Annotated in this window: 24 protein-coding genes, 1 pseudogene and 1 riboswitch; of the genes and pseudogenes, 8 read left to right on the top strand and 17 right to left on the bottom strand. The window is 73.2% G+C overall.

Going from position 1 to position 24,469, the window contains the following annotated elements:
• Positions 1 to 11 precede the first annotated feature (11 nt).
• On the bottom strand, positions 12 to 839 hold the full coding sequence (surE, locus tag ACGFH8_RS06170) for a 5'/3'-nucleotidase SurE (protein ID WP_393364069.1): 828 nt from the start codon (positions 837 to 839) through the stop codon (positions 12 to 14).
• Entirely contained in the window at positions 836 to 1,813 is a 978-nt protein-coding gene (locus ACGFH8_RS06165) for a PfkB family carbohydrate kinase (protein ID WP_393364066.1), read from the bottom strand. Before ACGFH8_RS06165 ends, surE begins: the two co-directional genes overlap by 4 nt.
• A gap of 188 nt (positions 1,814 to 2,001) precedes the next feature.
• On the opposite strand from ACGFH8_RS06165, the gene ACGFH8_RS06160 reads away from it, so the two are divergent.
• Positions 2,002 to 2,469, top strand: coding sequence for an SRPBCC family protein (locus ACGFH8_RS06160; RefSeq protein ID WP_393364063.1), 468 nt, complete (start codon positions 2,002 to 2,004; stop codon positions 2,467 to 2,469).
• 349 nt (positions 2,470 to 2,818) lie between these two features.
• Here ACGFH8_RS06160 and ACGFH8_RS06155 read toward each other — a convergent pair whose 3' ends face one another.
• The 5 genes from ACGFH8_RS06155 to ACGFH8_RS06135 form a co-directional block, all read right to left on the bottom strand.
• Positions 2,819 to 3,319 carry a hypothetical protein gene (locus ACGFH8_RS06155; protein ID WP_393364060.1) on the bottom strand — a complete coding sequence of 167 codons (501 nt, stop codon included), beginning with the start codon at positions 3,317 to 3,319 and terminating at the stop codon, positions 2,819 to 2,821.
• Between the two features lie 367 nt (positions 3,320 to 3,686).
• Complete coding sequence (locus ACGFH8_RS06150) at positions 3,687 to 4,754, bottom strand: coiled-coil domain-containing protein (protein WP_393364057.1); 1,068 nt, start codon at positions 4,752 to 4,754, stop codon at positions 3,687 to 3,689.
• 5 nt (positions 4,755 to 4,759) lie between these two features.
• A riboswitch (cyclic di-AMP (ydaO/yuaA leader) is annotated at positions 4,760 to 4,891 on the bottom strand.
• Between the two features lie 111 nt (positions 4,892 to 5,002).
• Positions 5,003 to 5,920, bottom strand: a complete 918-nt coding sequence (locus tag ACGFH8_RS06145) for a cation diffusion facilitator family transporter (protein ID WP_393364054.1) — start codon at positions 5,918 to 5,920, stop codon at positions 5,003 to 5,005.
• Positions 5,921 to 6,026: 106 nt separating this feature from the next.
• On the bottom strand, positions 6,027 to 8,141 hold the full coding sequence (locus ACGFH8_RS06140; RefSeq protein ID WP_393364051.1) for a HelD family protein: 2,115 nt from the start codon (positions 8,139 to 8,141) through the stop codon (positions 6,027 to 6,029).
• A gap of 108 nt (positions 8,142 to 8,249) precedes the next feature.
• A complete protein-coding gene (locus ACGFH8_RS06135; protein WP_393364048.1) occupies positions 8,250 to 9,197 on the bottom strand; it encodes an alpha/beta fold hydrolase in 948 nt (315 codons plus the stop codon).
• A 160-nt stretch (positions 9,198 to 9,357) separates the two neighbouring features.
• On the opposite strand from ACGFH8_RS06135, the gene ACGFH8_RS06130 reads away from it, so the two are divergent.
• Positions 9,358 to 9,984, top strand: a complete 627-nt coding sequence (locus ACGFH8_RS06130) for a carbonic anhydrase (RefSeq protein WP_393364045.1) — start codon at positions 9,358 to 9,360, stop codon at positions 9,982 to 9,984.
• A 166-nt stretch (positions 9,985 to 10,150) separates the two neighbouring features.
• Here the strand turns inward: ACGFH8_RS06130 and ACGFH8_RS06125 are convergent, their stop codons facing one another.
• Entirely contained in the window at positions 10,151 to 10,480 is a 330-nt protein-coding gene (locus tag ACGFH8_RS06125; RefSeq protein WP_030330285.1) for a hypothetical protein, read from the bottom strand.
• Between the two features lie 309 nt (positions 10,481 to 10,789).
• On the opposite strand from ACGFH8_RS06125, the gene ACGFH8_RS06120 reads away from it, so the two are divergent.
• The 3 genes from ACGFH8_RS06120 to ACGFH8_RS06110 all read left to right on the top strand — a co-directional run bounded on the left by ACGFH8_RS06120 (position 10,790) and on the right by ACGFH8_RS06110 (position 13,464).
• Entirely contained in the window at positions 10,790 to 11,281 is a 492-nt protein-coding gene (locus tag ACGFH8_RS06120) for a DUF3145 domain-containing protein (RefSeq protein WP_393364043.1), read from the top strand.
• An 86-nt stretch (positions 11,282 to 11,367) separates the two neighbouring features.
• The gene (locus ACGFH8_RS06115; RefSeq protein WP_393364040.1) at positions 11,368 to 13,101 is read left to right on the top strand and encodes a glycoside hydrolase family 3 protein; all 1,734 of its coding nucleotides are present in this window, start codon (positions 11,368 to 11,370) and stop codon (positions 13,099 to 13,101) included.
• Positions 13,102 to 13,245: 144 nt separating this feature from the next.
• Complete coding sequence (locus ACGFH8_RS06110; RefSeq protein WP_393364037.1) at positions 13,246 to 13,464, top strand: hypothetical protein; 219 nt, start codon at positions 13,246 to 13,248, stop codon at positions 13,462 to 13,464.
• Positions 13,465 to 13,512: 48 nt separating this feature from the next.
• Here ACGFH8_RS06110 and fabF read toward each other — a convergent pair whose 3' ends face one another.
• The 7 genes and pseudogenes from fabF to ACGFH8_RS06075 all read right to left on the bottom strand — a co-directional run bounded on the left by fabF (position 13,513) and on the right by ACGFH8_RS06075 (position 20,224).
• Positions 13,513 to 14,739 (bottom strand): beta-ketoacyl-ACP synthase II, encoded by a 1,227-nt coding sequence (fabF, locus tag ACGFH8_RS06105; RefSeq protein ID WP_393364034.1) that lies wholly within the window; start codon positions 14,737 to 14,739, stop codon positions 13,513 to 13,515.
• Between the two features lie 2 nt (positions 14,740 to 14,741).
• Positions 14,742 to 14,981 carry an acyl carrier protein gene (locus ACGFH8_RS06100; RefSeq protein WP_030330276.1) on the bottom strand — a complete coding sequence of 80 codons (240 nt, stop codon included), beginning with the start codon at positions 14,979 to 14,981 and terminating at the stop codon, positions 14,742 to 14,744.
• 85 nt (positions 14,982 to 15,066) lie between these two features.
• A complete protein-coding gene (locus tag ACGFH8_RS06095; RefSeq protein WP_393364030.1) occupies positions 15,067 to 16,011 on the bottom strand; it encodes a beta-ketoacyl-ACP synthase III in 945 nt (314 codons plus the stop codon).
• Between the two features lie 5 nt (positions 16,012 to 16,016).
• A pseudogene (locus ACGFH8_RS06090) lies at positions 16,017 to 16,934 on the bottom strand (ACP S-malonyltransferase); the annotation flags it as partial.
• 78 nt (positions 16,935 to 17,012) lie between these two features.
• The gene (locus ACGFH8_RS06085) at positions 17,013 to 18,314 is read right to left on the bottom strand and encodes a PucR family transcriptional regulator (protein WP_393364027.1); all 1,302 of its coding nucleotides are present in this window, start codon (positions 18,312 to 18,314) and stop codon (positions 17,013 to 17,015) included.
• A 33-nt stretch (positions 18,315 to 18,347) separates the two neighbouring features.
• Positions 18,348 to 19,022 (bottom strand): response regulator, encoded by a 675-nt coding sequence (locus ACGFH8_RS06080; RefSeq protein WP_393364024.1) that lies wholly within the window; start codon positions 19,020 to 19,022, stop codon positions 18,348 to 18,350.
• On the bottom strand, positions 19,019 to 20,224 hold the full coding sequence (locus ACGFH8_RS06075; RefSeq protein ID WP_393364021.1) for a sensor histidine kinase: 1,206 nt from the start codon (positions 20,222 to 20,224) through the stop codon (positions 19,019 to 19,021). Before ACGFH8_RS06075 ends, ACGFH8_RS06080 begins: the two co-directional genes overlap by 4 nt.
• Before the next feature lie 119 nt (positions 20,225 to 20,343).
• On the opposite strand from ACGFH8_RS06075, the gene ACGFH8_RS06070 reads away from it, so the two are divergent.
• Both ACGFH8_RS06070 and ACGFH8_RS06065 read left to right on the top strand, forming a co-directional pair.
• Positions 20,344 to 20,886: an orotate phosphoribosyltransferase gene (locus ACGFH8_RS06070; protein ID WP_393364018.1), complete on the top strand. Its 543-nt coding sequence runs from the start codon at positions 20,344 to 20,346 to the stop codon at positions 20,884 to 20,886.
• Between the two features lie 212 nt (positions 20,887 to 21,098).
• Positions 21,099 to 21,419, top strand: a complete 321-nt coding sequence (locus tag ACGFH8_RS06065; RefSeq protein WP_393364015.1) for a hypothetical protein — start codon at positions 21,099 to 21,101, stop codon at positions 21,417 to 21,419.
• A gap of 32 nt (positions 21,420 to 21,451) precedes the next feature.
• On the opposite strand, the gene ACGFH8_RS06060 is transcribed toward ACGFH8_RS06065, so the two are convergent.
• Positions 21,452 to 22,102 (bottom strand): hypothetical protein, encoded by a 651-nt coding sequence (locus ACGFH8_RS06060; protein ID WP_393364012.1) that lies wholly within the window; start codon positions 22,100 to 22,102, stop codon positions 21,452 to 21,454.
• 252 nt (positions 22,103 to 22,354) lie between these two features.
• Here ACGFH8_RS06060 and ACGFH8_RS06055 point away from each other — a divergent pair, with 252 nt between their 5' ends.
• Positions 22,355 to 22,969: a copper resistance protein CopC gene (locus ACGFH8_RS06055; protein ID WP_393364009.1), complete on the top strand. Its 615-nt coding sequence runs from the start codon at positions 22,355 to 22,357 to the stop codon at positions 22,967 to 22,969.
• Positions 22,970 to 23,019: 50 nt separating this feature from the next.
• On the opposite strand, the gene gltX is transcribed toward ACGFH8_RS06055, so the two are convergent.
• Positions 23,020 to 24,429: a glutamate--tRNA ligase gene (gene gltX / locus ACGFH8_RS06050; RefSeq protein ID WP_393364006.1), complete on the bottom strand. Its 1,410-nt coding sequence runs from the start codon at positions 24,427 to 24,429 to the stop codon at positions 23,020 to 23,022.
• Positions 24,430 to 24,469 lie beyond the last annotated feature (40 nt).

Here is a 24,469-nt window from a genome sequence, read left to right as displayed (position 1 = left end):
AGGCAGCACGGTCAGGGCTCGTCGTCCAGTCCGGTCAGGTCGATGTCCGTCGCCTCGGTGACTGCTCGGATGGCCGTCACCGACGCGTACCCGGCGGCCAGCAACGCCACGTCCGTGCCGGGCTGCGCGGCCTGCCCCGGCTCCTCGAGTGACGTACGGACAAAGCCGTGGCCGGACTCGGCCACCGTCATCTGCACCTGACCGAAGCTGGCAAGCGTGCCGTGTCGTACCCCGCGCAGCCGCCCGTGCGGCAGGTCCGGGGCGTTCACGTTGAGCACGCTCTCCATCGGCCCGGAGGTCAACCGGGGGAGCAGGTCCAGGGCGACCCGCGCGGCGGTGCTCCAGTGCCGCTCGGCGTCGCGTACCCGGGCGGCGGCGTCCACGGCGGCACCACCGCTGGCTGCCGTCGCCTCACCGGCGGAGAGCACGTCGAGGGAGACCGCCATCGCCCGGCAACCGTTCGTGGCGGCGGTGAACGCGGCACCGACAGTTCCGGAGTGCAGTACGGCCCGGCCCGCGTTGGCACCCCGGTTGATGCCGGAGAGCACCACCGACGGCGGTGGGCCGAACGCGCCGTGCAACGCGATCAGGGTGATGAAGGCGGGGGAGCCCCCCACCCCGTACGCCGGCACTCCCGGCAGGTCCGGCAGCGGGTGGTCGTTCACGACGACCCGCCCGTCGCGCTCGACGGCGCTCATCGCGGCGCTGGTGCCGCTCGCCTCCTCCAGCGGCGCGGCGACCACCACGTCCATACCCCGCTGTGCCGCCGCCCAGGCCAGTGCCTGGATGCCGGGTGCGGCGATCCCGTCGTCGTTGGTGATCAGCACCCGCAACGTCATCGTTCGACCACCCGGTCGGCCAACTCGTCCGGGGTGGTCCGTTCCTGTGGCCGGCTGTCCGCCGGCACCAGCCGGACCCGGTCGACCAGGCCGGTGATCGAGTCCAGTCGTCCGGTGCCCAGGCCGTGCCGGGTCACGTTCATCGCGCCGGCGGCCGCGCCGGTGCGGATGGCGGTCCGGATGTCCCCGCCGCGGGCCACGACGGCGGCCACCCCGGCCGTCATCGAGTCGCCCGCGCCACGCGGATCGGCGGCCTCCAACCGGGGCATCTCGACCTCGAACAGCTCCCCGTCGATGAGCGCCAGCGCCGGCTGGTCGGCCCGGCTCACCACCACCGTCTCGGCGCCGGCGGCGTGCAGGTCGTACATGGCCCGGGTCAGCTCCAGGCTGTCGTCGCTGCGGGCGCGGCCGTCGCGGATCAGCTCCTCGTGGCTCACCTTGAGGAAGAACACGCCGCTCTGCAGCACCGCGCCGAGGTGATCGCCGGAGAGGTCGACCACCACCCGGCCGCCGTTGGCGGCGAGGTCGGCGGCGAAGCGCCGGTACAGGTCGGCCGGGACCAGCCACGGCTCGTTCGGCCCACTGAGGACGCTCACCGCGGCCCGGAGGCCCTCGCCGAGAGCCAGGTTGTACAGCTCGTCCAGCTCGTGCCGGCTCAACGGCTGCCCGGGTACGTCGGCGATCTCCTGCCGCGAGCCGCCCCGGCGGTCGTGCACGTACCCGCCGCTGCCGGAGTCGCGGACCACCACCTTGAGGTCCACGCCCTCGCTGACCAGGAGCGGCTCCAGCACCTGGCCGATCTCGCCGCCGAGAGCCGCGCAGAGCACCACGTCCACACCCAGCGACATCGCCATCCGGGCCTGCCAGACGCCCTGCCCGCCGGGGTGCAGATGCAGCTCGGGGTGGTCGTTCGGCTGGTCCACGGTGACCGTGAGCTGCGGGGTGGGCGCGAAGACCATCACGTGCCCGCTCATCCGTCGTCGCCGCTCATGATGCCGCCCTTCCACCCGGTCGGATGATTCCTCACTAACCGACCCTAATGCGACAACTGGCGATGCGAGATCTCATCGGCGGCGGTTCGTCCTGGCATCGGCGGCCGTCGGGCGTTGCCAGCCGAACATCGGTACGGGACGATCGTGCGACAAACGACGGTGGGAGACGTGTGCTCAGCAGCGATACCTTCAGCTACACCGTCCAGGCCCGGTGCTCGCAGGCTGAGGCCGCGGCGATGCTCAGTGACCTGACCCGGCAGGGCGAGCTGCATCCGCTCATCGTCCGGGTCCGCCAACTGCCGCCCCGACCCGGCGCCCTGGCCAGCTACACGATCAACGACAGGCTGGTTGCCGGCCCACTGCGCTTCCGGACCACGTACCACGCGGACGTGCTGATCAGCGAGCCCGACGAGATCGTCATGGTGGCCCGCCAGTGGCCCGCCACCACGGTACGCAACCACACCCGACTGCGCACGGAGCCGGACGGCCTGGTCCGGATCGACGTCGAGATCACCCTGACCGCGCCGACGCCGCTGTTCCGGTACGCGTTCCGCCAGGCGCGAGCCGCTCACCTTGCCCTCGCCGCCCGCCTCGGCCCAGCCCTCGACCGCACCGGCGACGCCCCGCCCCCGGCCTGAGCGCCCGCGCCCGTCGCCTCGCCCACGATCGCGCACGATCCAGGTTGTCAACGCCGTTGCGTCAGGCGGAATGACTGCACGTCAACGGGCCCTGCATCGCGATCTTGCACTTTCTGCCCCGACATTTGGTGCATTAACGTCGAAAGCGGCGACAGAAGTGCAAGATCGACGCGATTATCCTGCTCGACACGTCTTGGTTTACAAGCCGTTAGTCAGCAGCGGGTTGACCTGTCGGGGGCACCACAGCCTTAACGCAACGGCGTTGTCCAGGATCTCGTGGTGGCGGCCCGGTCGCGGCGGCCCGGTCGCCCGGGGCGCGGTCGCCCGGGGCGCGGTCGCGGCGGCGCGGTCATGGGTTGCGGCCGTGCCCCGCGCGGGCGGGTTGGGCGACGGGGCGTCGGCCCCACGGCTTGTACGTGGACAGCACCGTCGCGATGATCATCAGGCTCGTCGACACCGCGGGTGCGATCACCAGGTCGACGCGGTCCCGGGCGGGGAGGGCGGCGCCAACCGCACCGGCGTGCCGCAGATTCGGCGTGAGCAGGAACAGCACCAGCCCGACCATCACCGTGGTGAGCACGAGCTTGGCCAGCACCCAGCGGTAGCGCCACAGGCCCCACGGGGTGAGCAGCGCGCTGGCGAGCCCGATCAGCCAGACCACAACGCTCAGCGGGGCGAACAGCACCGTGCCGACCAACGCCGTGACCGGGTAGACCACCGCCGGGTCGGCGCCACGCTGCACGGCGATGCCGAGGGTGAGGAGCACCAGGTCGGCGCCGAGCCAGCCGAGCGAGGTGACCAGGTGCAGGGTGAGGAGCCCCTTGCGGGCGGTGGGAGAAATCCGACGCATACCGCGATGCTGCCCGCCGGCCCGCGCCGGGTCGTCCGACCGCCGACGACATCAGCGGTACGCCCGGCAACGTAGCCCGCCTGCGACAGGCCGCCCGGCAACCGCCCGCCCGGCGACGTAGCCCGCCCGGCAACAGCCCGCCTGGCGACAGCCCGCCTGGTGGCAGCCCGCCTGGTGGCAGCCCGCCTGGTGGCAGCCCGCCCGGTGGCAGCCCGCCTGGCGACAGCCCTCCCGGGCGACGACGTCACCCGACGCCACGGTCAACACGACATCGCCGGCTCCGGGGTAACCCGTGGTCCGGATACCCCGGAGTCGGCGATCGCGCGTGGATCAACCCCGGCTCGGGCCGGGCCACCCGTCGGGTGGGTCAGTAGACCGACAGGTGCACGTGGTTGGTGTGGTCGGTGGAGGGGGTGCCACCCGCGCCGCTGTACGACTTCCACCCGCTGCTGGGCAGCCAGATCTGCCGGTACCAGATCACGTACAGCACGGCGAGCTGGTCGGCGTTGCGGATGAAGTACGCGGCCAGGTTGTTGCCGTACGTCTTGTCGCCGCCGGTGGCGTTGCCGCCGAAGCCGCTCGCCTGCGCGGCGAAGTCGCAGGCCCGGCCCTTGGGGTGTTCACCGGAGCCGCTGGGGCGGTGACAGGAGACGTACCTGGTGAAGCCCGCGGCCTTGGCCTGGTTGAGCGCGTGCAGGGTGCGCGGGGTGATGCAGCCGCTGGCGGGCGTGGGGTCGTTGACGCTGCACGACTCGGATGGCCACGAGCCGTCGGAGTTGCGCGGCGCCGCCTTCGCGTTGGCGCTGGAGGTGCCCCGGTTGGAGCCGGTGTCGGCGGTGGTCTTCGGCTTGGGGGTGTTGGCCACGGTCAGGGCTCGTTCGGCCTGGTCCTTGCGCTTGGCCATCACCGTGACCTGCTTGCGTTGTTCGACGATCTCGCCGTTCAGGGCGGCCCGGGTGCGACTGGCCTGGTCCTTGGTGGCGAGCAGGTCGCGCAGCACCCGGTCCTCGTTGGCGGCCACCGCGTCCAGCGCGGCGGCCCGGTCCATGAAGCCCTCCGGGCTGCTGCTGTTGAGCAGCGCCGACACCACGCCGAGCCGCCCGGTGCGGTATGCCACGCCGGCGATCTGGCCGACCTTGCCGTCGCGCTGGGCAAGCTCGACCTCGATCTCCTTCAGCTGGGTGGCGAGCTGCTGCTGCCGCTTGACTGAGGTGTCCAGAGCGCGTTTCGCGTCCAGGTAGCCCTTGCTGGCGGCCTCGAGTTGGGCGCGTAGCGAGGGGGTGCCGCCCTCCTCGTCGGAGTCGGGTGCGGCGGCGGCCCGCAGGCCGGTCGGGGGAGCGGCCGAGGCGGTGCCGGCCGGGAGCGCGACGCCGAGGGCGATCATCGCGACGATCAGGGCCGCCAGTCGGGCGGCGGGTGGTCGTGCTGGTGCCACTGCGCATGTCCTTCCGTCAGCCGCCGACCGGGTTAGCTGACGGGTTCGGGACGGAAGATCCCTACCGCTGACGCGGATGCACCCCAGGAACGTGGTTCCCCGGTTCGCCCGGTTGGGCGATTAGGCGGCGACCGCCACCGGCGCCTGGAGGGCGCCGCCTGGTGGAGGCCGGGACCGAGCCTACCGGTGCCGGTGGGGCTGCTGCAGCCGATGTGACAGACGGTGCGTGCGTCGTCACGAGAAAGCTGTCACCACTCGATCGAGCCGCAGGCGCCGGGGGCGGCGCCGGGCTCGATCTGCAACGTCGCGTGCTCGATCCGGAAGTCGTCGTGCAGGGCGGTACGCGCCGCGGTGAGCACCGTGCCGACCTCGGCGCCGGGTGCCATGGTCAGGTGCGCCGAGGCCACCTCCATGCCCGAGGTGAGCGTCCAGACGTGCAGGTCGTGCACCTCGACCACCCCGGGGACCGCGGCCAACCGGTCGTGCACGGCGGTCACCTGGAGGTGTTCCGGGGCGGCCTGCACCAGGATCCGGACGGCGGCGCGGGCCAGCCGCCAGGTGCGCGGCAGGATGAACGCGCCAATGGCGACCGCGACGAGTGGGTCGGCCCACCACCAGTCGGTGACGGTGATGAGCAGCGCCGCGCCGATCACGCCGAGTGAGCCGAGCAGGTCGCCGAGCACCTCCAGGTAGGCCCCCTGCAGGTTGATGCTCTCCCGGGCTCCGGCGCGGAGCAGGGCGAAGGCGGCGACGTTCGCGAGCAGGCCGAGCACGGCCACCGCGAGCATCGGGCCGGCGATGACCTGGTGCGGGTCGCCGAAGCGGCGGATCGCCTCGATCACCACGTAGATCGCGACGCCGGAGAGCAGGACGGCGTTGGCGAGCGCGGCGAGCACCTCGAGTCGGTAGAGCCCGAAGGTGCGCTGCGGGTCGGTGGTGGCCCGCCGGGTCGCGGTGATCGCGGCGAGCGCCATCCCGATGCCGAGCACGTCGGTGAACATGTGCCCGGCGTCGGAGAGCAGGGCGAGTGAGCCGGTGCGCAGGGCGGCCACCGCCTCGACCACCATCAGGGTGGCGAGCAGCCCGAACGCCGCCCAGAGCCGGCCCCTGTGCTGGTGTGCGGCATTGGCGACCGACCCATGGTGGTGGTCATGACCTGCGCCCACGAGATCCACCTTCCGCCGCCGGTTGGGGCCGGGTCAAATGTATGCTCACATCGCTATGTATGCAAGTGTGGCGTAGGCCGCTGGTCCGCGGGCGCGATGCCCCGGATCAGCCGGTCGGATCGATCGTGGTGAGTCGTTGCGTGGCCCGGGAGAGCGCCACGTAGAGAGTGCGTACCCCGGCACCCGGATCCGCCCGGATCTCGCTCGGGGCGACAAGCACGACACCGTCGTACTCCATGCCCTTGGCCTCCAGGCTGGTCACCACCTGGAGGCGCGGCGCGCCGAGCGCGTCGAGCCAGCCGGCGACCTCGTCGCGGCGGGGGACCGGCGTGATCACGCCGACCGTGCCCTCCACCTCGGCCAGGAGTCCGGCGGCCGCCTTCACGACGGCGGTCTCCAACCCGGTCGCGGGCACCACCAGCTCGACCGGATCGACCCCGGTGGAGCGTACGGCGGTCGGCAGCGGCAGGTCGGGGTAGAGCCGGCGGATCTCCGCCGCCGCCACCGCGAAGATCTCCGACGAGTTGCGGTAGTTGGTGGTGAGGGTGAAGTCGTGTCGCTTACGCCGGCCCAGCGCCTGGTCCCGGGCCTGGTTCAGCTCCTCCGGATCACCCGTCCACGCGGTCTGCGCGGGGTCACCCACCACCGTCCAGGAGGCCAGGCGGCCCCGCCGTCCGACCATCCGCCACTGCATCGGCGAGACGTCCTGTGCCTCGTCGACCACCACGTGCGCGTACTCCCGGTAGTCCTCCGTCCGCTCCCGGGCCGCCGCCCGAGCCGCCCGCTGCCGGTCGCTGGCGGTGCTCAGCTCGCGGACGCCGCCAGCGAGTTGGAACGGGTCGCGACGGGCCTTGGCCGGCTGCGCCGGCTTGCCGAGCAGGGCGTCCAACTCGTCCAGCAGCGCGATGTCGGCGATCGTCAACCCGTCCGTGTCCAGGTTCCGGTACGCGGCGCTGAGCAGCCGGATCTCCGCGCCGGAGAGGATCCCGCCGGCGTACCGCCGCAGCCGGTCCGGCCGGGCCAGCCAACCGAGCACGTGCCGCGGGTGCAGCCGGGGCCACCACGCCTTGAGGAACTCGCGAAACTCCGACCGCTCGGCGATCTCCGCCTCGAAGGTCCGCTGCTCCGGCAGGCGGATGCCCACCTCGCGGGCCTGCGCCCAGAGTGCGGCGAACACGCCGTCGAAGCCGGCCCGGCGCACCTCGTTGCGGCGGGCGCCGCGGTGCAGCGCGCGGTCCCGGATCCGGTCCAGGTCGGCCCGGTCCAGCCGCAGCAGCGTGCCCCGGTAGAGCAGCCGCAGCTCATCCGGGCCGCCCGGCGCCGCGTCGCGGACCGCGCGTTCCAGCACCCGGCGCATCCGCAGCGAGCCCTTCACGGCCGCCACCTCGGGCGGGTCGGTGCGGGTGGCGGTCATCCCCGGAAAGAGGGTGCCGAGCGAGTGCAGGGTGGCGGTGTCCTCACCGAGCGAGGGCAGCACCGAGGCGATGTACTCGACGAAGACCCCCGACGGGCCGACCACCAGGATGCCGCCACCGGCGTACCGGCTGCGGTCGGAGTAGAGCAGGAACGCCGCCCGGTGCAGGGCGACCGCCGTCTTGCCGGTGCCCGGGCCGCCCGCGACGATCGTCACCCCGGAACCGGGCGAACGGATCGCCTCGTCCTGCTCCCGTTGGATGGTCGCCACGATGTCCCGCATGCCCCGGCCGGTCGCCTTGGACAGGGTGGCCAGCAGGGCGCCGTCGCCGACGACAGTCATCCCCTCCGGGGCGGCCGTCGGGTCCAGCAGGTCGTCCTCGATCCGGGTGACCCGCTCGGCACGGGACTGGATCGTGCGGCGACGCACCACGTCCAGCGGCTGCGCCGGCGTGGCCTGGTAGAAGGCGGCGGCGGCCGGTGCCCGCCAGTCCACGACGAGCGTGCTGGCGTCCTCGTCGCGGATCCCGAGTCGCCCCACGTGCAGCACCTGCCGGTCCCGCAGGTCCAGCCGGCCGAAGACCAACCCCTCGTACTCGGCGTCCAGGACGTGCCGCCGCTGCGCCGCGTGGAAGACCATCGCGTCGCGCTCGACCAACGAGCCGTGCGTGCCCACCCGGGCGATCCGGTAGCCGTCGCGCTCGGCGCGGACCGCCGAGCGCCGCAGTTCGGCCAGTCGGGCGTACACCCGGTCGAGGTGTCGTTGCTCGGCGGCAATCTCCTGCTCCAGGCCGGTCTGGTCGGTCAACGCACGCTCCTTCGAAGGTCGCCGGCGGGCGGCGGGAACCGCGCAAGCCAACCGCAGAAGGGTACGGCCCCGCGCCGGGCCCGCCGCGCCCGAGGTGCGGGAACGCGCTCAGACGCCCGTCCCGGCGGCGGCCGGGCCGGAAATCCGGGGCGTCGGTTCGGCGAACACCCGACGCAGGACGCCGGTGAGCGCCGCGTTCACCTCGTCCGGGCGCTCCATCATCAACATGTGTCCGGCCCCCGGGCAGACGGTCAGCTCGGTGGCCGGCAGGGCCGCGGCGATCGACTCGGCGCACGGCGGCGGGGTCAGCCGGTCCCGGTCGCCGACCAGGGCGGCGGCCGGCAGGTGCGCCAACGCGGTGAGGGTGTCCAGTCGGTGCTGGGTGCCGATGGAGGCACGGAACCCGCCGATCGACCGCAGCGAGGCCCGAGCCACCGCCGACGTCACCAGCCGGATGTCGGCCGACTCGCAGCGGTCGCCGAACAGCATCCACCGGATGCTCGGTCGCAGCGCGTTCAGCAGCGCCCGGGGCGCTCGCCACGAGCCGCACCGGGCCAGCACTCCGGCACCTGTCGTCTCGGCCAGCCGGATCAGTCGGGCGATCCGCGGCGAGAGCCCGTACACGGTGTGGGTGTGCCCCTCGGCGGTGGTCGACACGAAGACCAGACCTGCCGTACGGGCGGCGAAGTGCGCCGGGTGGCGGTGGGCGTACTCCATGATCGTCATGCCGCCCATCGAGTGCCCGACCAGGACCACCGGCCCGACCGGCGCCACCGCGTCGAGCACCGCCGCTAGGTCGTCGCCGAGTTGGGCAAGGGTGGCCGTGGGCAACGCCATGCAGCTGGACCGACCGTGCCCCCGCGCGTCGTAGGTGACCACCCGCACCGACCCGCCGACCGACGCCGCGGTGAGCGCGTCGACCTGCCGGTGCCAGGCGCGCCCGTCCAACGTCCAGCCGTGCAACAGGACGGCGGTGACCTGGGCGTCCGTCGGCCCCGTCGCCTCGACGTTGAGTCGTACGCCGTCGGGCAGACCGACCTCGAACCGCTCCGGCATCGCCACCTCCCCAGGCCGCCCGGCACCCCACCAGTCCCTCCGATACCCGGCTACCCGCCAGGACAGCACGCCAATCGCGTCGCGGCTGACATTCCCCGACCCCGCCCGTGGGGCCCGGCGGCGGGCCAAGCTGGACGGCATGGGGTCGTCGGAAGCGCCCATGGGCGACATGTCGGGGCAGCGGCGGCAGGCCGGCGGCACTCCTCGCGCCGCGCTGGCCGACCTGCTCGCCGGTAACCGGCGCTTCGTCAGCGGGCAGCCGATCCACGGGCACGACGTCACGGCCGCCGCGGCCGCCGCCTCGGGGGACCAGCAGCCGTACGCCGTGGTGCTCGGCTGTATCGACTCGCGGGTGCCGCTGGAGGCGATCTTCGACCAGACCTTCGGCGCGATCTGTGTGATCCGTACCGGTGGGCACGTCCTCGATCGGGCGGTGTGCGGGTCGATCGAGTACGTGGTGGGCCAGCTCGGCGTGCCGCTGGTGATGGTCCTCGGGCACGAGCGGTGTGGTGCCGTCGGCGCCACCGTGGACGCGGTCCGCGCCGGGGAGCACCCCGGCGGCTCGCTGGCGTACCTGGTGGACGAGATCGCCCCGGCGGTGACCGGGGTGGGGATCGACGACCCGGCGGTGCTGCCGCTCGCGATCCGCCGGCACGTCCGGCGGACGGTGCGCACGCTGCGCGAGGACGATCTGCTGGCCGGGCCGGTCGCCGCCGACCGGGTGGCCGTGGTCGGTGGCCTCTACGACCTGGCCACCGGCGAGGTCACCCTCCTCGGTCCGGGCTGAACCCGCCCCGACGCCGCTGGACCGACTCGGGTTTGGTGATGTCGGGGTGTCCGGCCTGCGGGGACGCCCCGGCTTCCAGGAAGCTGAGTGGATCTCGCGCCGGACGCGCGAAACCGCCCGCCGGGAACTCCCGACGGGCGGCTTCGATGATGCGGTGGGGGAGGGCTCAGCCCTCGAAGACGCCGGCGGCGACCAGGCGCTTCTCGGTGGCCTCCCAGCCGTCACCCGGGTGGGTGGCGGCCAGGTTGTTGATCTCGGCCCGGATCTTGGCGGCGTGACCGGCCGCGGCCAGCACGCGGATCTCCTCGACGAAGGCGTCGGAGTCCGTGCGCAGGTGCGCGGTCTTGCCGTTGGTCAGGTTCCGCACGTAGGCGTGCTTGCCGCCGTTGAGCGGGATGAGGTACTTGAACTCGCCCAGCACGCTGAGGGCGCCACCCTGGCCAGCCTGGCCGGCCCGGACGGACGCGCGCGCGGTCTTAGAGGTGTTGCTCGCCACGGAGGTACTCCTTGCAAGACGTACGGGAGGACTGGACGTCCGGGGGCTGTGTGCGGGCCACACTGCGCTCGGCCCGCGAAGGTGTAACGCGGCATAAGCCGCCGGTGGAACTGTACAGGACCACGACATCATGCTGGTCGCCGCGGTGTCCTGAGAGGTAACGGCAGCCACCCGTCCGGCTATTCCGACAGGCGTTTTTTCCGATTCCCTGGCGCACCACTGGCCACACGAGTCATCATGTGTTGCAGCAGCCACCTGGTTGGACGAGGTCGTAGGGGAAGACGCACCTCGCTCTCCCGGGAGGTCACCGTGCCAACGCGTGGCGTCGTATACGTCCACTCGACCCCACTCGCCGTGTGCTCGCACGTCGAGTGGGCGATCGCGCGCGTCCTAGCCGCGCCGGTCAACCTGCAGTGGACGGCTCAGCCCGTCGACCCCGGCGCACGCCGGGCCGAGTGCGGGTGGACCGGCCGTCCGGGGACGGGCGCCGAGCTGGCTGTTGCCCTACGGCAGTGGCCCATGATCCGTTTCGAGGTCACCGAGGAGCCGAGTCCCGGCGCCGACGGCGAGCGGTTCATGTACGTGCCGGCCCGGGGCATGTTCCGGGCCACGGTCGGCGTGGCCGGCGACATCCAGCTCGGCGAGGACCGGCTCCGAGCCCTGATGGCCGCCTCCCGGGCGCCGGAGGCGCTGGCACACGCCCTGGACAAGGCCCTCGGCACCGCGTGGGACGCCGACCTGGAGCCCTACCGGTACGCAGGTGACGGTGCCCCGGTGACCTTGCTCACCCGCGTCGGCTGACCCGGTCGCCGCTGCGCTGGCGGTGGCCGTCGAGGTGCCCGCGACCGGTAAGGTCAAGTTGCCCCGATAAGGGGGAAGCTGGTGGGATGGGCGGCGTGTCGAATCGCCCGTGGCGCGCCACTGTCGCAGTCGCCGCCCTGACCGCCCTGCTCGCCTCCGGCTGCTCGGGTGGCCCCGCGCGGCCCACGCCGACGACCAGCCCGCTCGGCGCGTCCGCCGCCCCGAGCGGCCCCGCCCCGACGCCGGCCAGCGACCCCGCCGCCCGTGCCGCGGCGCTCGTCGCCACCCTGTCCGACGAAGATCTTGTCGGCCAGGTGCTGATGCCGTACGCCTACGGCGACTCGGCCACGAAGGTCTCCGCCGGCTCGGCTGCCGGCAACCAGGCACTCGCCGGGGTCGACACCCCCGCCGACATGATCGCCAAGTACCGGTTGGGCGGCCTGATCCTCGTCGGGTTCAGTGCCGACGACCCGACCAAGGGCAACCAGGAGACCACGAACGTCGACAACCCGAAGCAGGTGCACGACCTCACCAGCGGGCTGCGTGCCGCCGCCGGTCGGCTCGCCGCCGGCCCCGCGCCACTGCTCGTCGGCACCGACCAGGAGTACGGCGTCGTCACCCGGGTGACCGACGGCGTCACCGTGCTGCCCAGCGCCCTCGCGGCCGGCGCGGCCGGTGACCCGAAGCTGACCGAGGCCGCCTGGCGGGCCGCCGGCGCCGAGCTGGCGGCGATGGGAATCAACATCGACTTCGCCCCGGTGGCCGATGTGCTGGCCACCCGCAGCACCGTGATCGGCTCCCGTTCGTACGGCGCCGACCCGAAGCAGGCCGCGGCGCAGGTGGGCGGCGCCGTCCGTGGCCTCCAGGCGGAGGGTGTCGCGGCCACCCTGAAGCACTTCCCCGGGCACGGCCACAGCGCCGACGACTCGCACCAGGACCTGCCGGTGCTCACCCAGTCGGCCGCGACGTTGCAGAGCGGCGCCTGGCCACCGTTCACCGCCGGCATCGATGCCGGGGCGATGGCGGTGATGTCCGGGCACCTGGACGCGCGCGCGATCGACCCCGGGACCCCGGCGACCTTCTCCCACAAGCTGCTCACCGACGTGCTGCGCGGTCAGCTCGGCTTCAAGGGCGTGGTGATCACCGACGGGATGAACATGCCGCCCGCCAAGCGCTGGCCACCCGGCGAGGCGGCGGTCCGGGCGCTGAACGCCGGCAACGACCTCATCCTGATGACCCCGAATGTCGGTCAGGCGTACGACGGGCTGCTCGCCGCGCTGCGCGGCGGGTCGCTGCCCCGGACCCGGCTGGTCGAGGCGGTCACCCGGGTGCTGACCATGAAGTTCCGGCTCGCGGAGACCCCGGCCGCGCGGATGTCCACGCTCAACACCCCGGCCCACCGCGCCGCGGCCGACGCGCTGGCCGCCGCCGCCGTCACCGTGCTGCGCGGCACCTGCGGCGGCGCGGTGCCCGGGCCGGTCACCGTCACCTCCTCCGGTGGCCGGGACGGCACCCGGGCCACGCTCACCGCCGCGCTGAAGGCCGCCGGGGTGCAGGTCAAGGCCAGCGGTGGCACGATCGTGCACCTGGTGGGCTACGGCGACGGCGCCAAGGATCTGCGCCCCGACGCGGCGGTCACGGTCGCCATGGACACCCCGTACGTGCTGGGTGAGGCGAAGTCTCCGACGTTGCTGGCCACGTACTCCTCCAGCCGGGCGTCCATGACCGCGCTGGCCGCCGTACTGGCCGGCAAGGCCAAGCCGGGGGGCCGATCCCCGGTGGCCGTGCCCGGCCTGCCCGCCACCACCTGCGGCACCTGACCGGCCGGCGCGGCCAGGTCGGCGCCCACCTCACGCGCTCGTCGCGAGCCCTCGCACGGCGAGCCGGTACGCCGGCAGCACGTCGGTGCCCGCGCGACGGAAATCCGGTCGCCTCCCCCTCGGTCGGTCTGACAACCTCACCCCATGGGAGCGGCAGCGGGATTCCGGCACGTGCGACGGGCGGACGGCACCGTCGTGATCACCCACCACGGACGGGTCGCCGGCACGCTGCGTGGCGCCCGGGCCGCGGAGTTCCTGGCCGAGGTCGACGAAGACCCGCAGTTGGTGATGGCGCGCTGGACCGGCAACTACCGCCACGGCAACGAGCGCACCGCGAAACAGCACCCCCGTAACCGCGGCTGAACGACGCGGGGGCCCCTTCTCGACGAGAAGGGGCCCCCGCGCAGAATCTCAGGGTCGGGCGAAGACGAGCGCCACGTTGTGGCCGCCGAAGCCGAACGCGTTGTTCAACGCGGCGGGGATCTCCATGTGGCGTGCCTTGTGCGCTGCGACATCGAGCGTGAGGCCGGGCTCCGGGTCGTCGAGGTTGATCGTCGGAGGGACGACACTGTCGCGGATGGCCAGGATGGTGGCGATCGACTCCAGCGCGCCGGCCGCACCGAGCAGGTGACCGGTCATCGACTTCGTCGCGGACAACACCGGGTGGTCGCCGAGCGCCTTGTGCAGCCCGCCGATCTCCAGCATGTCGCCGATCGGCGTCGACGTGGCGTGGGCGTTGACGTGCACGATGTCCCGCTTGGCCACGTCCGCGTCCGCGATCGCCTTGGCGATGGCCCGGATGGCGCCCTCGCCCTCGGCGTGCGGCTGCACGATGTCGTACGCGTCGGACGTGATGCCGGCCCCGGCGAGGCGCGCGTACACCCGGGCGCCCCGGGCTGCGGCGTGCTCGGCCCGCTCCAGCACCACGATGCCGGCGCCCTCGCCGAGGACGAAGCCGTCCCGGCCCCGGTCCCACGGGCGGGAGGCGCGCTCCGGCTCGTCGTTGCGGGTCGACATGGCCCGCATCGAGCTGAAACCGGCGATCGGCAGCGGGTGGATGACCGCCTCGGTGCCGCCGGCCACCACCACGTCGGCCCGGCCGGAACGGATGATGTCCAGGCCCAGGGCGATCGCCTCGGCGCCGGTGGCGCAGGCGCTGGCCACCGCGTGCACACCGGCCTTGGCACCCAGTTCCAGCCCGACCCACGCGGCCGGACCGTTCGGCATCAGCATCGGGATGGTGTGCGGGGACACCCGCCGCGGCCCGGACGCTTCGAGGATGTCGTCCTGGGCGAGCAGGGTGGTGGCACCGCCGATGCCGGAGCCGACGCTGACGGCCAACCGCTCTCCGTCGAGGTCGGATCCGGCGAGGCCGGCGTCCGCCCAGGCCTGTTGCGCCGCGATGATCGCGATCGCCTCGGAGCGGTCCAGTCGGCGCAGTCGGACCCGGTCCAGCACCTCGGACGGGTCCACGGCCAACTGGGCGGCGATCCGGACCGGCAGTTGCGCGGCCCACTCCTGGGTGAGGGCACTCACCCCGGAGCGGCCGGCGAGCATGGCGTCCCAGGTCGACGCGACGTCCCCGCCGAGCGGGGTCGTCGCGCCGAGCCCGGTGACGACGACGTCAGGACGACTCATGATCAGGACTGCGCCGCGATGTAGCTGACGGCGTCACCGACGGTCTTGAGGTTCTGCACCTCGTTGTCCGGGATCTTGACGCCGAACTTCTCCTCGGCGGCCACCACGACCTCCACCATGGAGAGCGAGTCGACGTCGAGGTCGTCGGTGAAGGACTTCCCCTCGGCCACGTCGTCCGGGTTCACTCCGGCAACCTCTTCGAGGATCTCGGCGAGGCCGGTGGTGATCTCGTCACGGGTCATTGCGGTTGGTTCCTTTCATCGGGGTTGTCCGACGGACGGCGTCGCCGACCGCCATTCCTCGACGCGTACGCGCCGAAGGGGGTCATCAGGGGCAGCGGACGACCTGACCGGCATAGGTCAGACCGCCGCCGAAGCCGAACAGCAGCACCGGTGCGCCCGAGGGCACCTCCCGGCGCTCGACCAGCTTGGACAGGGCCAGCGGCACGCTCGCGGCGGAGGTGTTGCCGGACTCGACGATGTCCTTCGCGATGATCGCGTCGGGGATGTTGAGCCGCTTGGCGATGCCGTCGATGATCCGGGCGTTGGCCTGGTGCGGCACGAACGCGGCCAGCTCCGACGGGTCCACCCCGGCCCGCTCGCAGGCCTGCAGCGCGAGCGGCGCCAGCGCGGTGGTGGCCCAGCGGAACACCGACTGCCCCTCCTGCTGGACGTACGGGCGCCAGCCCTCGATGCGTACCGCGTCGCTCTTCTCCGGCGCCGAACCCCAGACCACCGGGCCGATTCCGGCCGGCTCGTCGTCGGCGGTGGCGGTGACCACCGCGGCGCCGGCGCCGTCGGCGAAGATGATGCAGGTGGAGCGGTCGGTCCAGTCGGTGAAGTCGGACAGCTTCTCGGCGCCGATGACTATCGCGTTGCGCGACGCCCCGGCCCGGATGGCGTGGTCGACGGTGCCCAGGGCGTACGCGAAGCCCGAGCAGGCGGTGTTGAGGTCGAACGCGCCGGGCGCGGTGATGCCCAGCTTGGCGGCGACCCGGCAGGCCACGTTGGGGCTGCGGTCGATCGACGTGCACGTGGCGACCACGACCAGGTCGATGTCGGCGGCGGTCAGGCCCGAGTTGGCAAGAGCCTTGCCGGCGGCGGCAGCGGCCATGTCGGCGACCGTCTCGGTGTCGGCGATCCGCCGGCTGACGATGCCGACCCGGTCGCGGATCCACTCGTCGTTGGTGTCGACGAGCTGCGCGATGTCGTCGTTTGTCACCACCCGCGAGGGCTGGTAGTGCCCCATCGCGACGATGCGACTGCCAGTCATGAACGACCTCCGATACGGGCGATCAGGTCCCGTGCGGCCGGCAGGTCGTCCGGGGTGTTCAGGGTGACGATCTCCGGCGCGCCCTCGCCCTTGAGGTCCCGCTTGACCAGCCCGGCGAGAGTGCCGGCCGGTGGTAGTTCGATCACGCCGGTGACCCCGAGGTCGGCAAGCGCACGCATGCACAGATCCCAGCGCACCGGCGCGGTGACCTGGCGGATGAGGCGCCGCACCATCTCCGGGCCGTTGTCGACGGCGGTGCCGTCGAGGTTCGACAGCAGGGTTCGGGCCGGATCGGCGGGGGTGATCTCGGCGGCGGCGGCGGCGAGCGCCGTCTCGGCCGGGGACATGTACGGGGTGTGGAACGCGCCGGCCACCTTCAGTCGGATGACCCGGGTCCGGGCGGGCGGCTCGGCGGCGAGCTTGTCGAGCCCGTCCAGCGCGCCCGCGGCGACGGTCTGCCCGGCGCCGTTGCGGTTGGCGGGATAGAGCCCCTGCGCCTCGATCGCGGCGAGCACCTCGTCCGGGTCGCCACCCAGCATCGCGGCCATTCCGGTCGGCTCCAACGCGCAGGCGGCGGCCATCTCCCGGCCCCGTACGCCGGCGAGGGTGATCGCGGCCTCGGGGGTCAGCACGCCGGCGATGGCGGCGGCGCCCAACTCGCCGACGCTGTGTCCGGCCGTGAGTCCGACGCCGTCCAGGGGCAGGTGCTCGGCCGCGAGCAACGCCGCGGCGACAAGCAGCGGCTGGGTACGGGCGGTGTCCATGATCTCGTCCGCGTCGGCGGCGGTGCCCAGGTGCACCAGGTCGACCCCGGCCAACGCCGACCACTCGCGCAGCCGCGCCTCGGTGCCGGTCAGGTCGAGCCAGGGGGTCAGGAAGCCGGGTTTCTGAGAACCCTGGCCGGGACTAAGTACGGCGAGCACGCCTATGACTCTCCCGGATAAAGGCGGGTAACGCGGTGCGGCCTTCGACCAAACCGTACTAGGACCTTTGGAGGTTTCCTACAAAGATCGGCGGGGATCATCCTCGTTTTGGGAGGATTTCCGGACGGCCGGGGTCATTGTCTGAGTCGGGACCGGCGAGGCGAGCGGGACGACCGGATCCAACCGGCCCACGGTCAGCGCGACCTGAAGCGCGAACGCGTCCCGGGGCGACAGCGGCGAGAAGCCGGTCACCTCGGCGATCCGCCGCAGTCGGTAACGCACCGTGTTCGGATGGACGAACAAGGCGCGGGCGGCGCTCTCCAGCGTGCCACCGGCGGCCAGGAAGGCGTCCAGGGTCGCCAGCAACTCGCCGCCCGCGCGCACGAGCGTCGCGTACACGTCGTGGCGCAACCGCCGCCGAGCCTCCGCGTCGCCGGCGAGGGCCCGCTCCGGCAGCAGATCGGCGGCCGGCACCGGACGGGGAGCACCGGGCCAGGCCGGCGCGGCCCGGAAACCGGACAGCGCGGCGCGTGCCGACTCGGTCGCCTCGTCCAGACTCGGTACGGCCGGACCGACCACCACCGGCCCGTCGCCGAACGCGCTGAGCAGCTTCGCGGTGGCGGTCAGCGGGTCCGCCGCCCCGCCCAGCACGATCACCAGCCGGTCGCCGTGCACCCCACCGATCACCTCCACGCCGATCCGGCGGGCCTGCCGGTAGACCACGTGCAGCACCGCGGAGACCTCGCCGCCCGGCGACCGACCGACCGCCACCGCCACCGGCGGCGCGTCCGCCCAACCGAGCGCGGCGGCCCGACTGGCCAGCACGTCGGGTGAGTCACCGCGCAGCAGCGCGTCGACGAGCAGGGCCTGCAACCGCGCGTCCCACGCGCCGCGTGACTCGGCTGCCCGCGCGTACACCCGGGCGGCGGCGAACGCGATCTCCCGGGAGAAGCGCAGCACCGCCTCGCGCAGTTGCTGCTCCTCACCCTCGGCGGCGAGCTGCGACACCTGCTCCTCGACCACGTCGATGGTCACCTTGATCAACGCGACGGTCTGCTGGAGGGTGATCGACCGGGCCAGCGCCTGCGGGGCGGCGGCGAAGACCTCGTCCGAGACCTCCTGGGTGCTGTCCGCGGTGCCGCCACCCTCGCTCAGCCACTGCACCAGCGACCGGGCGCCCGCCTGGGCCACGAGCATCACCCAGGAGCGCTGGTCGGCCGGCAGCGCCCGGAACCACGGCAGCGTCTCGTCCATCCGGGCCACGCTGGAGGTGGCCAACGCCCCCGCCGAACGCTCGATCCGGCGCAGCGTGGCCGCCAGCTCTCCACCCCCCGGCGTACTCACCGCCCTAGCCTGACACGTCGTGACCAGGCCAACCACGTCGGCACCGGTCAGCGGGCCGCCACGGGTGGGTCACGGTGGCGGCAACCCCAGCTCCTGGGCCAGGATCGCGGCCTGCACCCGGCTGCGCAGCCCCAGCTTCGCCAGGATCCGGCTCACGTGCGTCTTGGTGGTGCTCTCCGCCGTCGCCAGCCGGTCGGCGATCTGCTGGTTGGACAGGCCCAGGCCGAGGCAGGCCAACACGTCACGTTCGCGCGGGGTGAGGGTGCCCAGGGCGGCCCGGGTGTCCGCCGACGCGCCCGGCGCGGTGGCCGCGAAGGCCGCGATCAACCGGCGGGTCACCGCGGGGGCGATGAACCCGTCGCCACGCGCCACCATCCGCACCGCGGCCACCAGGCCGGCGGCGTCGGTGTTCTTGAGCAGGAACCCGGCCGCGCCGGCGCGCAGCGCCCCGAAGACGTACTCGTCGAGGTCGAAGGTGGTGAGCACCAGCACGTCGGCGAGCAGGTCGGCGACGATCGCCCGGGTCGCGGAGATGCCGTCCCGCCGGGGCATCCGTACGTCCAACACGGCCACGTCCGGGCGCAACTCCCGGCACAGCCGGACCGCCTCGTCGCCGTCGGCCGCCTCGCCGACCACGGTCAGGCCGGGGGCGGCGCCCAGGATCAGGGCCAGTCCGGCGCGTACCGCCGGCTGGTCGTCGGCGAGCACCACCCGCACGATCGTGTCGTCCGCCGGGCCGCTCACCCGCCCGCCCCGGTGGGCAGCGCGGCCCGGACCTGCCAGCGACCGTCGTGCGGCCCGGCGCTGAACCGCCCGGCCAGCAGCGTGGCCCGCTCCCGCATCCCGATCAGCCCGGCCCCGGCGCCCGGCAACCCGCCCCCGGGTGTGCGCACCGGATTCTCCACCGTCACCACCACCTCCGCCGGCCGGTACGCGATGGTCAGCTCCGCCTCACCCGTGCCGTGCTTGAGCGCGTTGGTCAGCGACTCCTGCACGATCCGGTACGCGGCGAGGTCCACCCCCACCGGCAGCGGGCCCGGGGTGCCGTCGGTGCGTACCCGCACCGTGAGGCCGGCGGCCTGGATCCGCTCGACCAGCCCGTCCGCCTCGGCGAGCCGGGCGGTGACCGCCTCCGGCACCGCCGGGCCGTCGCCCGCGGAATCCGTCCCGTCGCCGGTCGCCGGCTCCCGCAGCACCTCGATCATCTGACGCATCTCGGCGAGGCCCTGCACGCTGCTCTCCCGGATCACGTGCAACGCCGAGGAGACCTGGTCGCGGTCCAGGCCGGGTACGGACAGCACGGCGGTCGCGTGGATGGCGACCGCGCTGAGGTGGTTGGCGACGACGTCGTGCAGCTCCCGGGCCATCCGGGCCCGTTCGGCGCTGACCGCCTGTCGACGGTCCAACTCGACCAGCCGGGCGGTCTGCTCGGCCCGCGCCCGCTCGGCGGCGGCCTGGTCGCGGTACTGCCGCACGCTGATGCCGGTCAGCACCGGCAGCAGCCCGGCGAGCACCACGAGCACCCCGATGGTGACCCCGCGCCAGTTGTCGAAGGCGACCACCCCGACGACGGCGCCGACCAGGCTCAGTCCGATGCTCACCCGCAGCAGCCATCGCCAGAGCCGTGGCGGGCCGTACACGCAGGCGTCGTAGAGCACCTGCGTGTAGACCAGGATCGTGCCCAGCGAGTTGCCGAGCGCGGTGTCCACGACCAGCGCCCCGGTGCCCACGGCCAGGCTGGCGCGTGGGGCGACCCGACGCATGCCCACCGCCGCGCACATCACCAGCAGCGGCGGCAGGAACAGCGCCGACGGCACGCCCGTGTGCGGACGGACCTGCGGCTGCCAGCCCAGGGCGAAGAGCACCAGGCCGCCGGCCAGCGACGCGGCGGCGAGCGCGAGGTCGCGGCCGAGGGCGCCGGAGCCGAGCCACGGTGGCGGTCGCATGCCCCGATCCCACCACAGCCGCCGACGCTTCGACACCGCCTGGAGAAGGAGCCCGACGGCACCGACATGCGCCGAAAGGGGTACGCGGAGCGCGGCCCGACAGCGCAAGAATGATCATCATGACTGATCGGGAGAACCTGGCCGCGCTGGCTCGCGAGATCGACAGCACCTGCCGGCTGACCGGCACGTTCGTGCTCCGCTCCGGGCGGACCGCCGACGAGTACTTCGACAAGTACCGCTTCGAGGCGGACCCCCGCCTGCTGGACCGGGTGGCCGCCCACCTCGTGCGCCTGGTCCCGACCGGCACCGAGGTGCTGGCCGGGTTGGAGATGGGCGGGATCCCGGTGGTGACCGCGCTCGGCCGGCACACCGGGCTGCCCTGCGCGTTCGTCCGCAAGAGCGCGAAGCCGTACGGGACGGCCCGGCTCGCCGAGGGCGCGGAACTGGCCGGGCGGCAGGTGCTGGTGGTCGAGGACGTCGTCACCTCCGGAGGGCAGGTGGTCATCTCCACCGGCCAGCTACGCGAACTGGGTGCCCGGGTGGAGCACGCCCTCTGCGTCATCGACCGCGTCGAGGGTGGCGCCGAGGCTCTCGCCGGTCACGGCGTGGCGCTGCGGGCGCTCCTGCGCCGGGCGGACCTGGAGGCGCACCGCGTCCGCTGAGCCCGGCCCGATCGGGTTGCGACCTCCGCGTGAACGGCACGAAAAGAAGCTGTGAACTGCGCGACCGGGTTCCGAGCTCACCGCCGTCTTCGGGAGCTGGCCGGTGCCGACCCCGGGTACGCTGCGCGCGGCCCGTCGGTCCCGGCCAGTACGGTGACAGGGGCACGTCGGGGGAGCACCCGCGGGTGAGACGAGCGTGAGGGAGACCGGGAATGGCGCACGGGGAGGCCGAGCACGGCTGCGCCCAGGGCGAGTCCTGCCGGCCGGGGCACCACGACCCGCAGGTGGCTGGCAAGCACCGTCGACCGACCGCCGGCGCGCCGTCGCACCCGGTGGAGCCGTGGGCCGACGACGAGACCGCGCTCCCGCGCCAGCGCTCCGCCGAGGCCCCCGCCCGGAGCGAGCCCGACGCGGACGTCCCTGCTGGTTGCCTCAGTGAACTTCCCGGCTGGGCCGGGGCACATCGGCACGGCCCGGTCCGGCCGCGCCCACGGGCCACCCGCCGGGAGCGCCCACCGCGCCGCTGGTGCTGAGCCCGCGCCGCCTCGGCGAGGGCGGCCAGGAGCTAACGGGTACGACGGCGGATCAGCAGGGCGATCCCGGCGAGGCCGACCGTGATCGTCAGCATCACCCCGACGTTGAGCAGCAGCAGGCGCTGCAGGTCGCCGAGCGCGTCGTCGAGATCCTTCGCCGGGTCGAGCGCCTCCTCCGGGAGCACCCGTTCGCCACCGCCCGCGCCGCCACTCACCGTGTCGAACTGCCGCTCCAGCGGCACACCCGCGGTGCGCAGGGTCTCGGACATGCTGAGCCGACCCAGGAACCAGCCAGCACTGATCTTGCGGGCGTCCGGCTGCTTCGCCGGCCGGTAGACCCGCGGCCCGCCGGCCGCCTTGGGATAGAGGTCGAACGTCTGCTGCGGCGTCTCACCGACGACCACCACGACCGTGTACTTCGGACCGAGGTCGGCCGGCTTCGGGCCCGTCGGCATGCCGGTGCCCGCCAGGAAGTTGACCTGGTCGATGACCGCGCCCACGTGGGCGGGCTGCGTGTCCATGCGCAACCGCAGCGGCGCGGAGAGCCCCGTGCCGGTGATGTCCACCCCGGGCGGTGCCGGGTTCGGCGCCGCCGAGGCCGGGCCGGCGGTGCCGAGCGACAGCAGCGCCGTCGCCAGCGCGCCCGCCAACACGGTGGCCAACCGCCTCATGTGTCGGACCATCCCGCCTCCTCGCCCCGTTCGATGGATGGCTTCGGTGTGACGCCTGGAGCGGTCTGCCGATGCGACGCCGACCGGAGGGTCGGTCCTACACCTACAGACTCCGCAAAACGTCGATGAGTTGCAGCCTTTGGAACAGTATTTGGAACTATCTGCGATCTCTGCTCGACTAATGAGGAGCCGTTTGATCAGCGGGCGGATCGTACCCTTACGGAGGGGTTCATGGGGGGCAGGGTTACACGTACGGTGCGGGTCGTGCCAGTGGTGCTCGGCGTGGCGCTCGGTGTGTCGTTTTTGGCGCCGCCCACTCCGGCCGCCGCGCACAACTCGCTGACCGGCAGCGATCCGCGCGACGGTGCCCGAGTGGCGACGGCCCCTGCCCGGATCGAGCTGCGGTTCCTCGCCAAGCCGGCACCGGCTACGACGAAGATCACAATAACGGGACCGGACAATGTGGCCGCTGGCGGCCCGCCCGTCTTCGCCGGCAACCGCGTGCGGGTGCCGTTCACACCGGCGGCCGCAGGGCTCTACATCGTCGGCTACCAACTCGCGTCCAGCGACGGGCACCCGGTGAAGGGCGAGGTGCGGTTCACCCTCACGACCGGGACCGCCGCCAACCCGTCCGCGAGTCCGTCCGCACTGCCGGCGGCGGACGGTGGCACCGCCGTGCCGCCGGGCGCCGCGGTCGGCTCGCCGTCGGCCGGGTCGGCCTCGGCGACGCAGGGCGCCACCCCGACGGCGATCCTGCCTCGGGCGCAGGAGCGCGCCAACTCCGCCCAGCGCTGGTGGCTCTCGGGGCTCGGCGCGCTGGTGCTGCTCGCCGCCCTGGTGAGCGGCCTGCTGATCCGCCGTCGGGCCACCCGCGGCTGAACGCCGCCGCCGGCCGCCCCCACCGTGGAGCGGGGGCGGCGCGGCGGGTGTCAGACCAGGCGGAGCCGGGCGGCGCGCATTCGGGTCAGGGTGCGCTCGCGACCGAGCACCTCCAGCGACTCGAACAGCGGCAGGCCCACGGTGCGGCCGGTGACCGCGACGCGTACCGGCGCCTGCGTCTTGCCGAGCTTGAGGCCACGCTCGGCGCCGACCGCCTCCAGTGTCGACTTCAGCGCGTCGGCCTCCCACGACTCCAGCGCCTCGAACGCCGCGATGGCCTCGTCCAGCAGGTCCGCCGAGCCGTCCTTCATCGTCTTGGTCCAGGCGGCCTCGTCGATCAGCGGGGAGGCGAGGAACAGGAAGTCGACGTTCGGCACGATCTCGCTGAGCACCGCGAGCCGGGTCTGGGCCAGCGGGGCGACCGCGGCGAACGCGTCGGCGTCGTACTCCTCCGGCTGCCAGGGCGGCGGCGCGATGGTCCCGGTGCCGGTCAGCCACGGCTGGCAGGCGTCGATGAAGTCGGGCACGGACAGCGCGCGAATGTACTCGCCGTTGAACGCGCGCAGCTTCTTCTCGTCGAAGAACGCGGGGGAGGGGTTGACCTCCTCCAGCCGGAACTCGTCCTCGATGACCGACCAGGGGACGATCTCCCGGTCGCCCGACGGCGCCCAGCCGAGCAACATCAGGTAGTTGCGCATCGCGCCGGAGAGGTAGCCCTCCTCGCGGTACGCCTCCAGGGCGACCTTGTCCCGCCGCTTGGAGAGCTTCTGCCGCTTCTCGTTGACCACCACCGGCACGTGCGCCCAGATCGGCGGTTTGACCCCGAGGGCGTCCCAGAGCAACTGCTGCTTGGGCGTGTTGGGCAGGTGCTCCTCGGCGCGGATCACGTGGGTGATCCCCATGGTCATGTCGTCGACGACGTTGGCCAGCAGGAAGACCGGCGAGCCGTCGCCCCGGGCGATGACGAAGTCCTCGATGAGCTTGTTCTCGAAGGTGGGCTCGCCGCGGATCAGGTCGACCACCACGGTCGTGCCCTCGTCGGGCGTCCGGAAGCGCAGGGCGTGCCCCGGACCCGGGCCGAGGCCACGGTCGCGGTGGTAGCCGTCGTAGCCCTGGTACTGGGAGCCGGTGCGGGCCTGCACGTCCTCGCGGGTGCAGTCGCAGTAGTAGGCGCGGCCTGAGTCGTAGAGGCGGGCGGCGGCGGCCCGGTGCTCGCCGGCGTTCTCCGACTGGAAGTGCGGGCCCTCGTAGCTGCCCCGGGAGATGCCGATCCAGTCCAGCGCGGAGAGGATGCCCTCGGTCCACTCGGGCTTGTTGCGCGCCGCGTCGGTGTCCTCGACGCGCAGCACGAACACACCGCCCTGCTGCTTGGCGTAAATCCAGTTCTGCAGCGCCGAGCGGGCACCGCCGACGTGGAACATACCGGTCGGGGAGGGAGCGAAGCGCACGCGTACCGTCACGTCCCCCAGCCTACGGCGGCGGGCGACCGCTTTCGGCCAC

Origin of the sequence: Micromonospora sp. NPDC049175 (assembly GCF_043197345.1) — a bacterium.
GTDB lineage: Bacteria > Actinomycetota > Actinomycetes > Mycobacteriales > Micromonosporaceae > Micromonospora.
Note: the sequence above shows the minus strand (reverse complement) of the source record. Positions and strands in the feature narration are given on the sequence as shown.

Coding starts and splice junctions, on each gene's coding strand:
- ACGFH8_RS06060 (WP_393364012.1), bottom strand. CDS start 22,102: ATGGTCCGACACATGAGGCGGTTGGCCACCGTGTTGGCGGGCGCGCTG.
- ACGFH8_RS06065 (WP_393364015.1), top strand. CDS start 21,099: ATGGCGCACGGGGAGGCCGAGCACGGCTGCGCCCAGGGCGAGTCCTGC.
- ACGFH8_RS06075 (WP_393364021.1), bottom strand. CDS start 20,224: ATGCGACCGCCACCGTGGCTCGGCTCCGGCGCCCTCGGCCGCGACCTC.
- ACGFH8_RS06095 (WP_393364030.1), bottom strand. CDS start 16,011: ATGACTGGCAGTCGCATCGTCGCGATGGGGCACTACCAGCCCTCGCGG.
- ACGFH8_RS06130 (WP_393364045.1), top strand. CDS start 9,358: ATGGGCGACATGTCGGGGCAGCGGCGGCAGGCCGGCGGCACTCCTCGC.
- ACGFH8_RS06135 (WP_393364048.1), bottom strand. CDS start 9,197: ATGCCGGAGCGGTTCGAGGTCGGTCTGCCCGACGGCGTACGACTCAAC.
- ACGFH8_RS06155 (WP_393364060.1), bottom strand. CDS start 3,319: ATGCGTCGGATTTCTCCCACCGCCCGCAAGGGGCTCCTCACCCTGCAC.
- ACGFH8_RS06100 (WP_030330276.1), bottom strand. CDS start 14,981: ATGACCCGTGACGAGATCACCACCGGCCTCGCCGAGATCCTCGAAGAG.
- ACGFH8_RS06070 (WP_393364018.1), top strand. CDS start 20,344: ATGACTGATCGGGAGAACCTGGCCGCGCTGGCTCGCGAGATCGACAGC.
- ACGFH8_RS06165 (WP_393364066.1), bottom strand. CDS start 1,813: ATGAGCGGGCACGTGATGGTCTTCGCGCCCACCCCGCAGCTCACGGTC.
- surE (WP_393364069.1), bottom strand. CDS start 839: ATGACGTTGCGGGTGCTGATCACCAACGACGACGGGATCGCCGCACCC.
- ACGFH8_RS06110 (WP_393364037.1), top strand. CDS start 13,246: ATGGGAGCGGCAGCGGGATTCCGGCACGTGCGACGGGCGGACGGCACC.
- ACGFH8_RS06115 (WP_393364040.1), top strand. CDS start 11,368: ATGGGCGGCGTGTCGAATCGCCCGTGGCGCGCCACTGTCGCAGTCGCC.
- fabF (WP_393364034.1), bottom strand. CDS start 14,739: ATGAGTCGTCCTGACGTCGTCGTCACCGGGCTCGGCGCGACGACCCCG.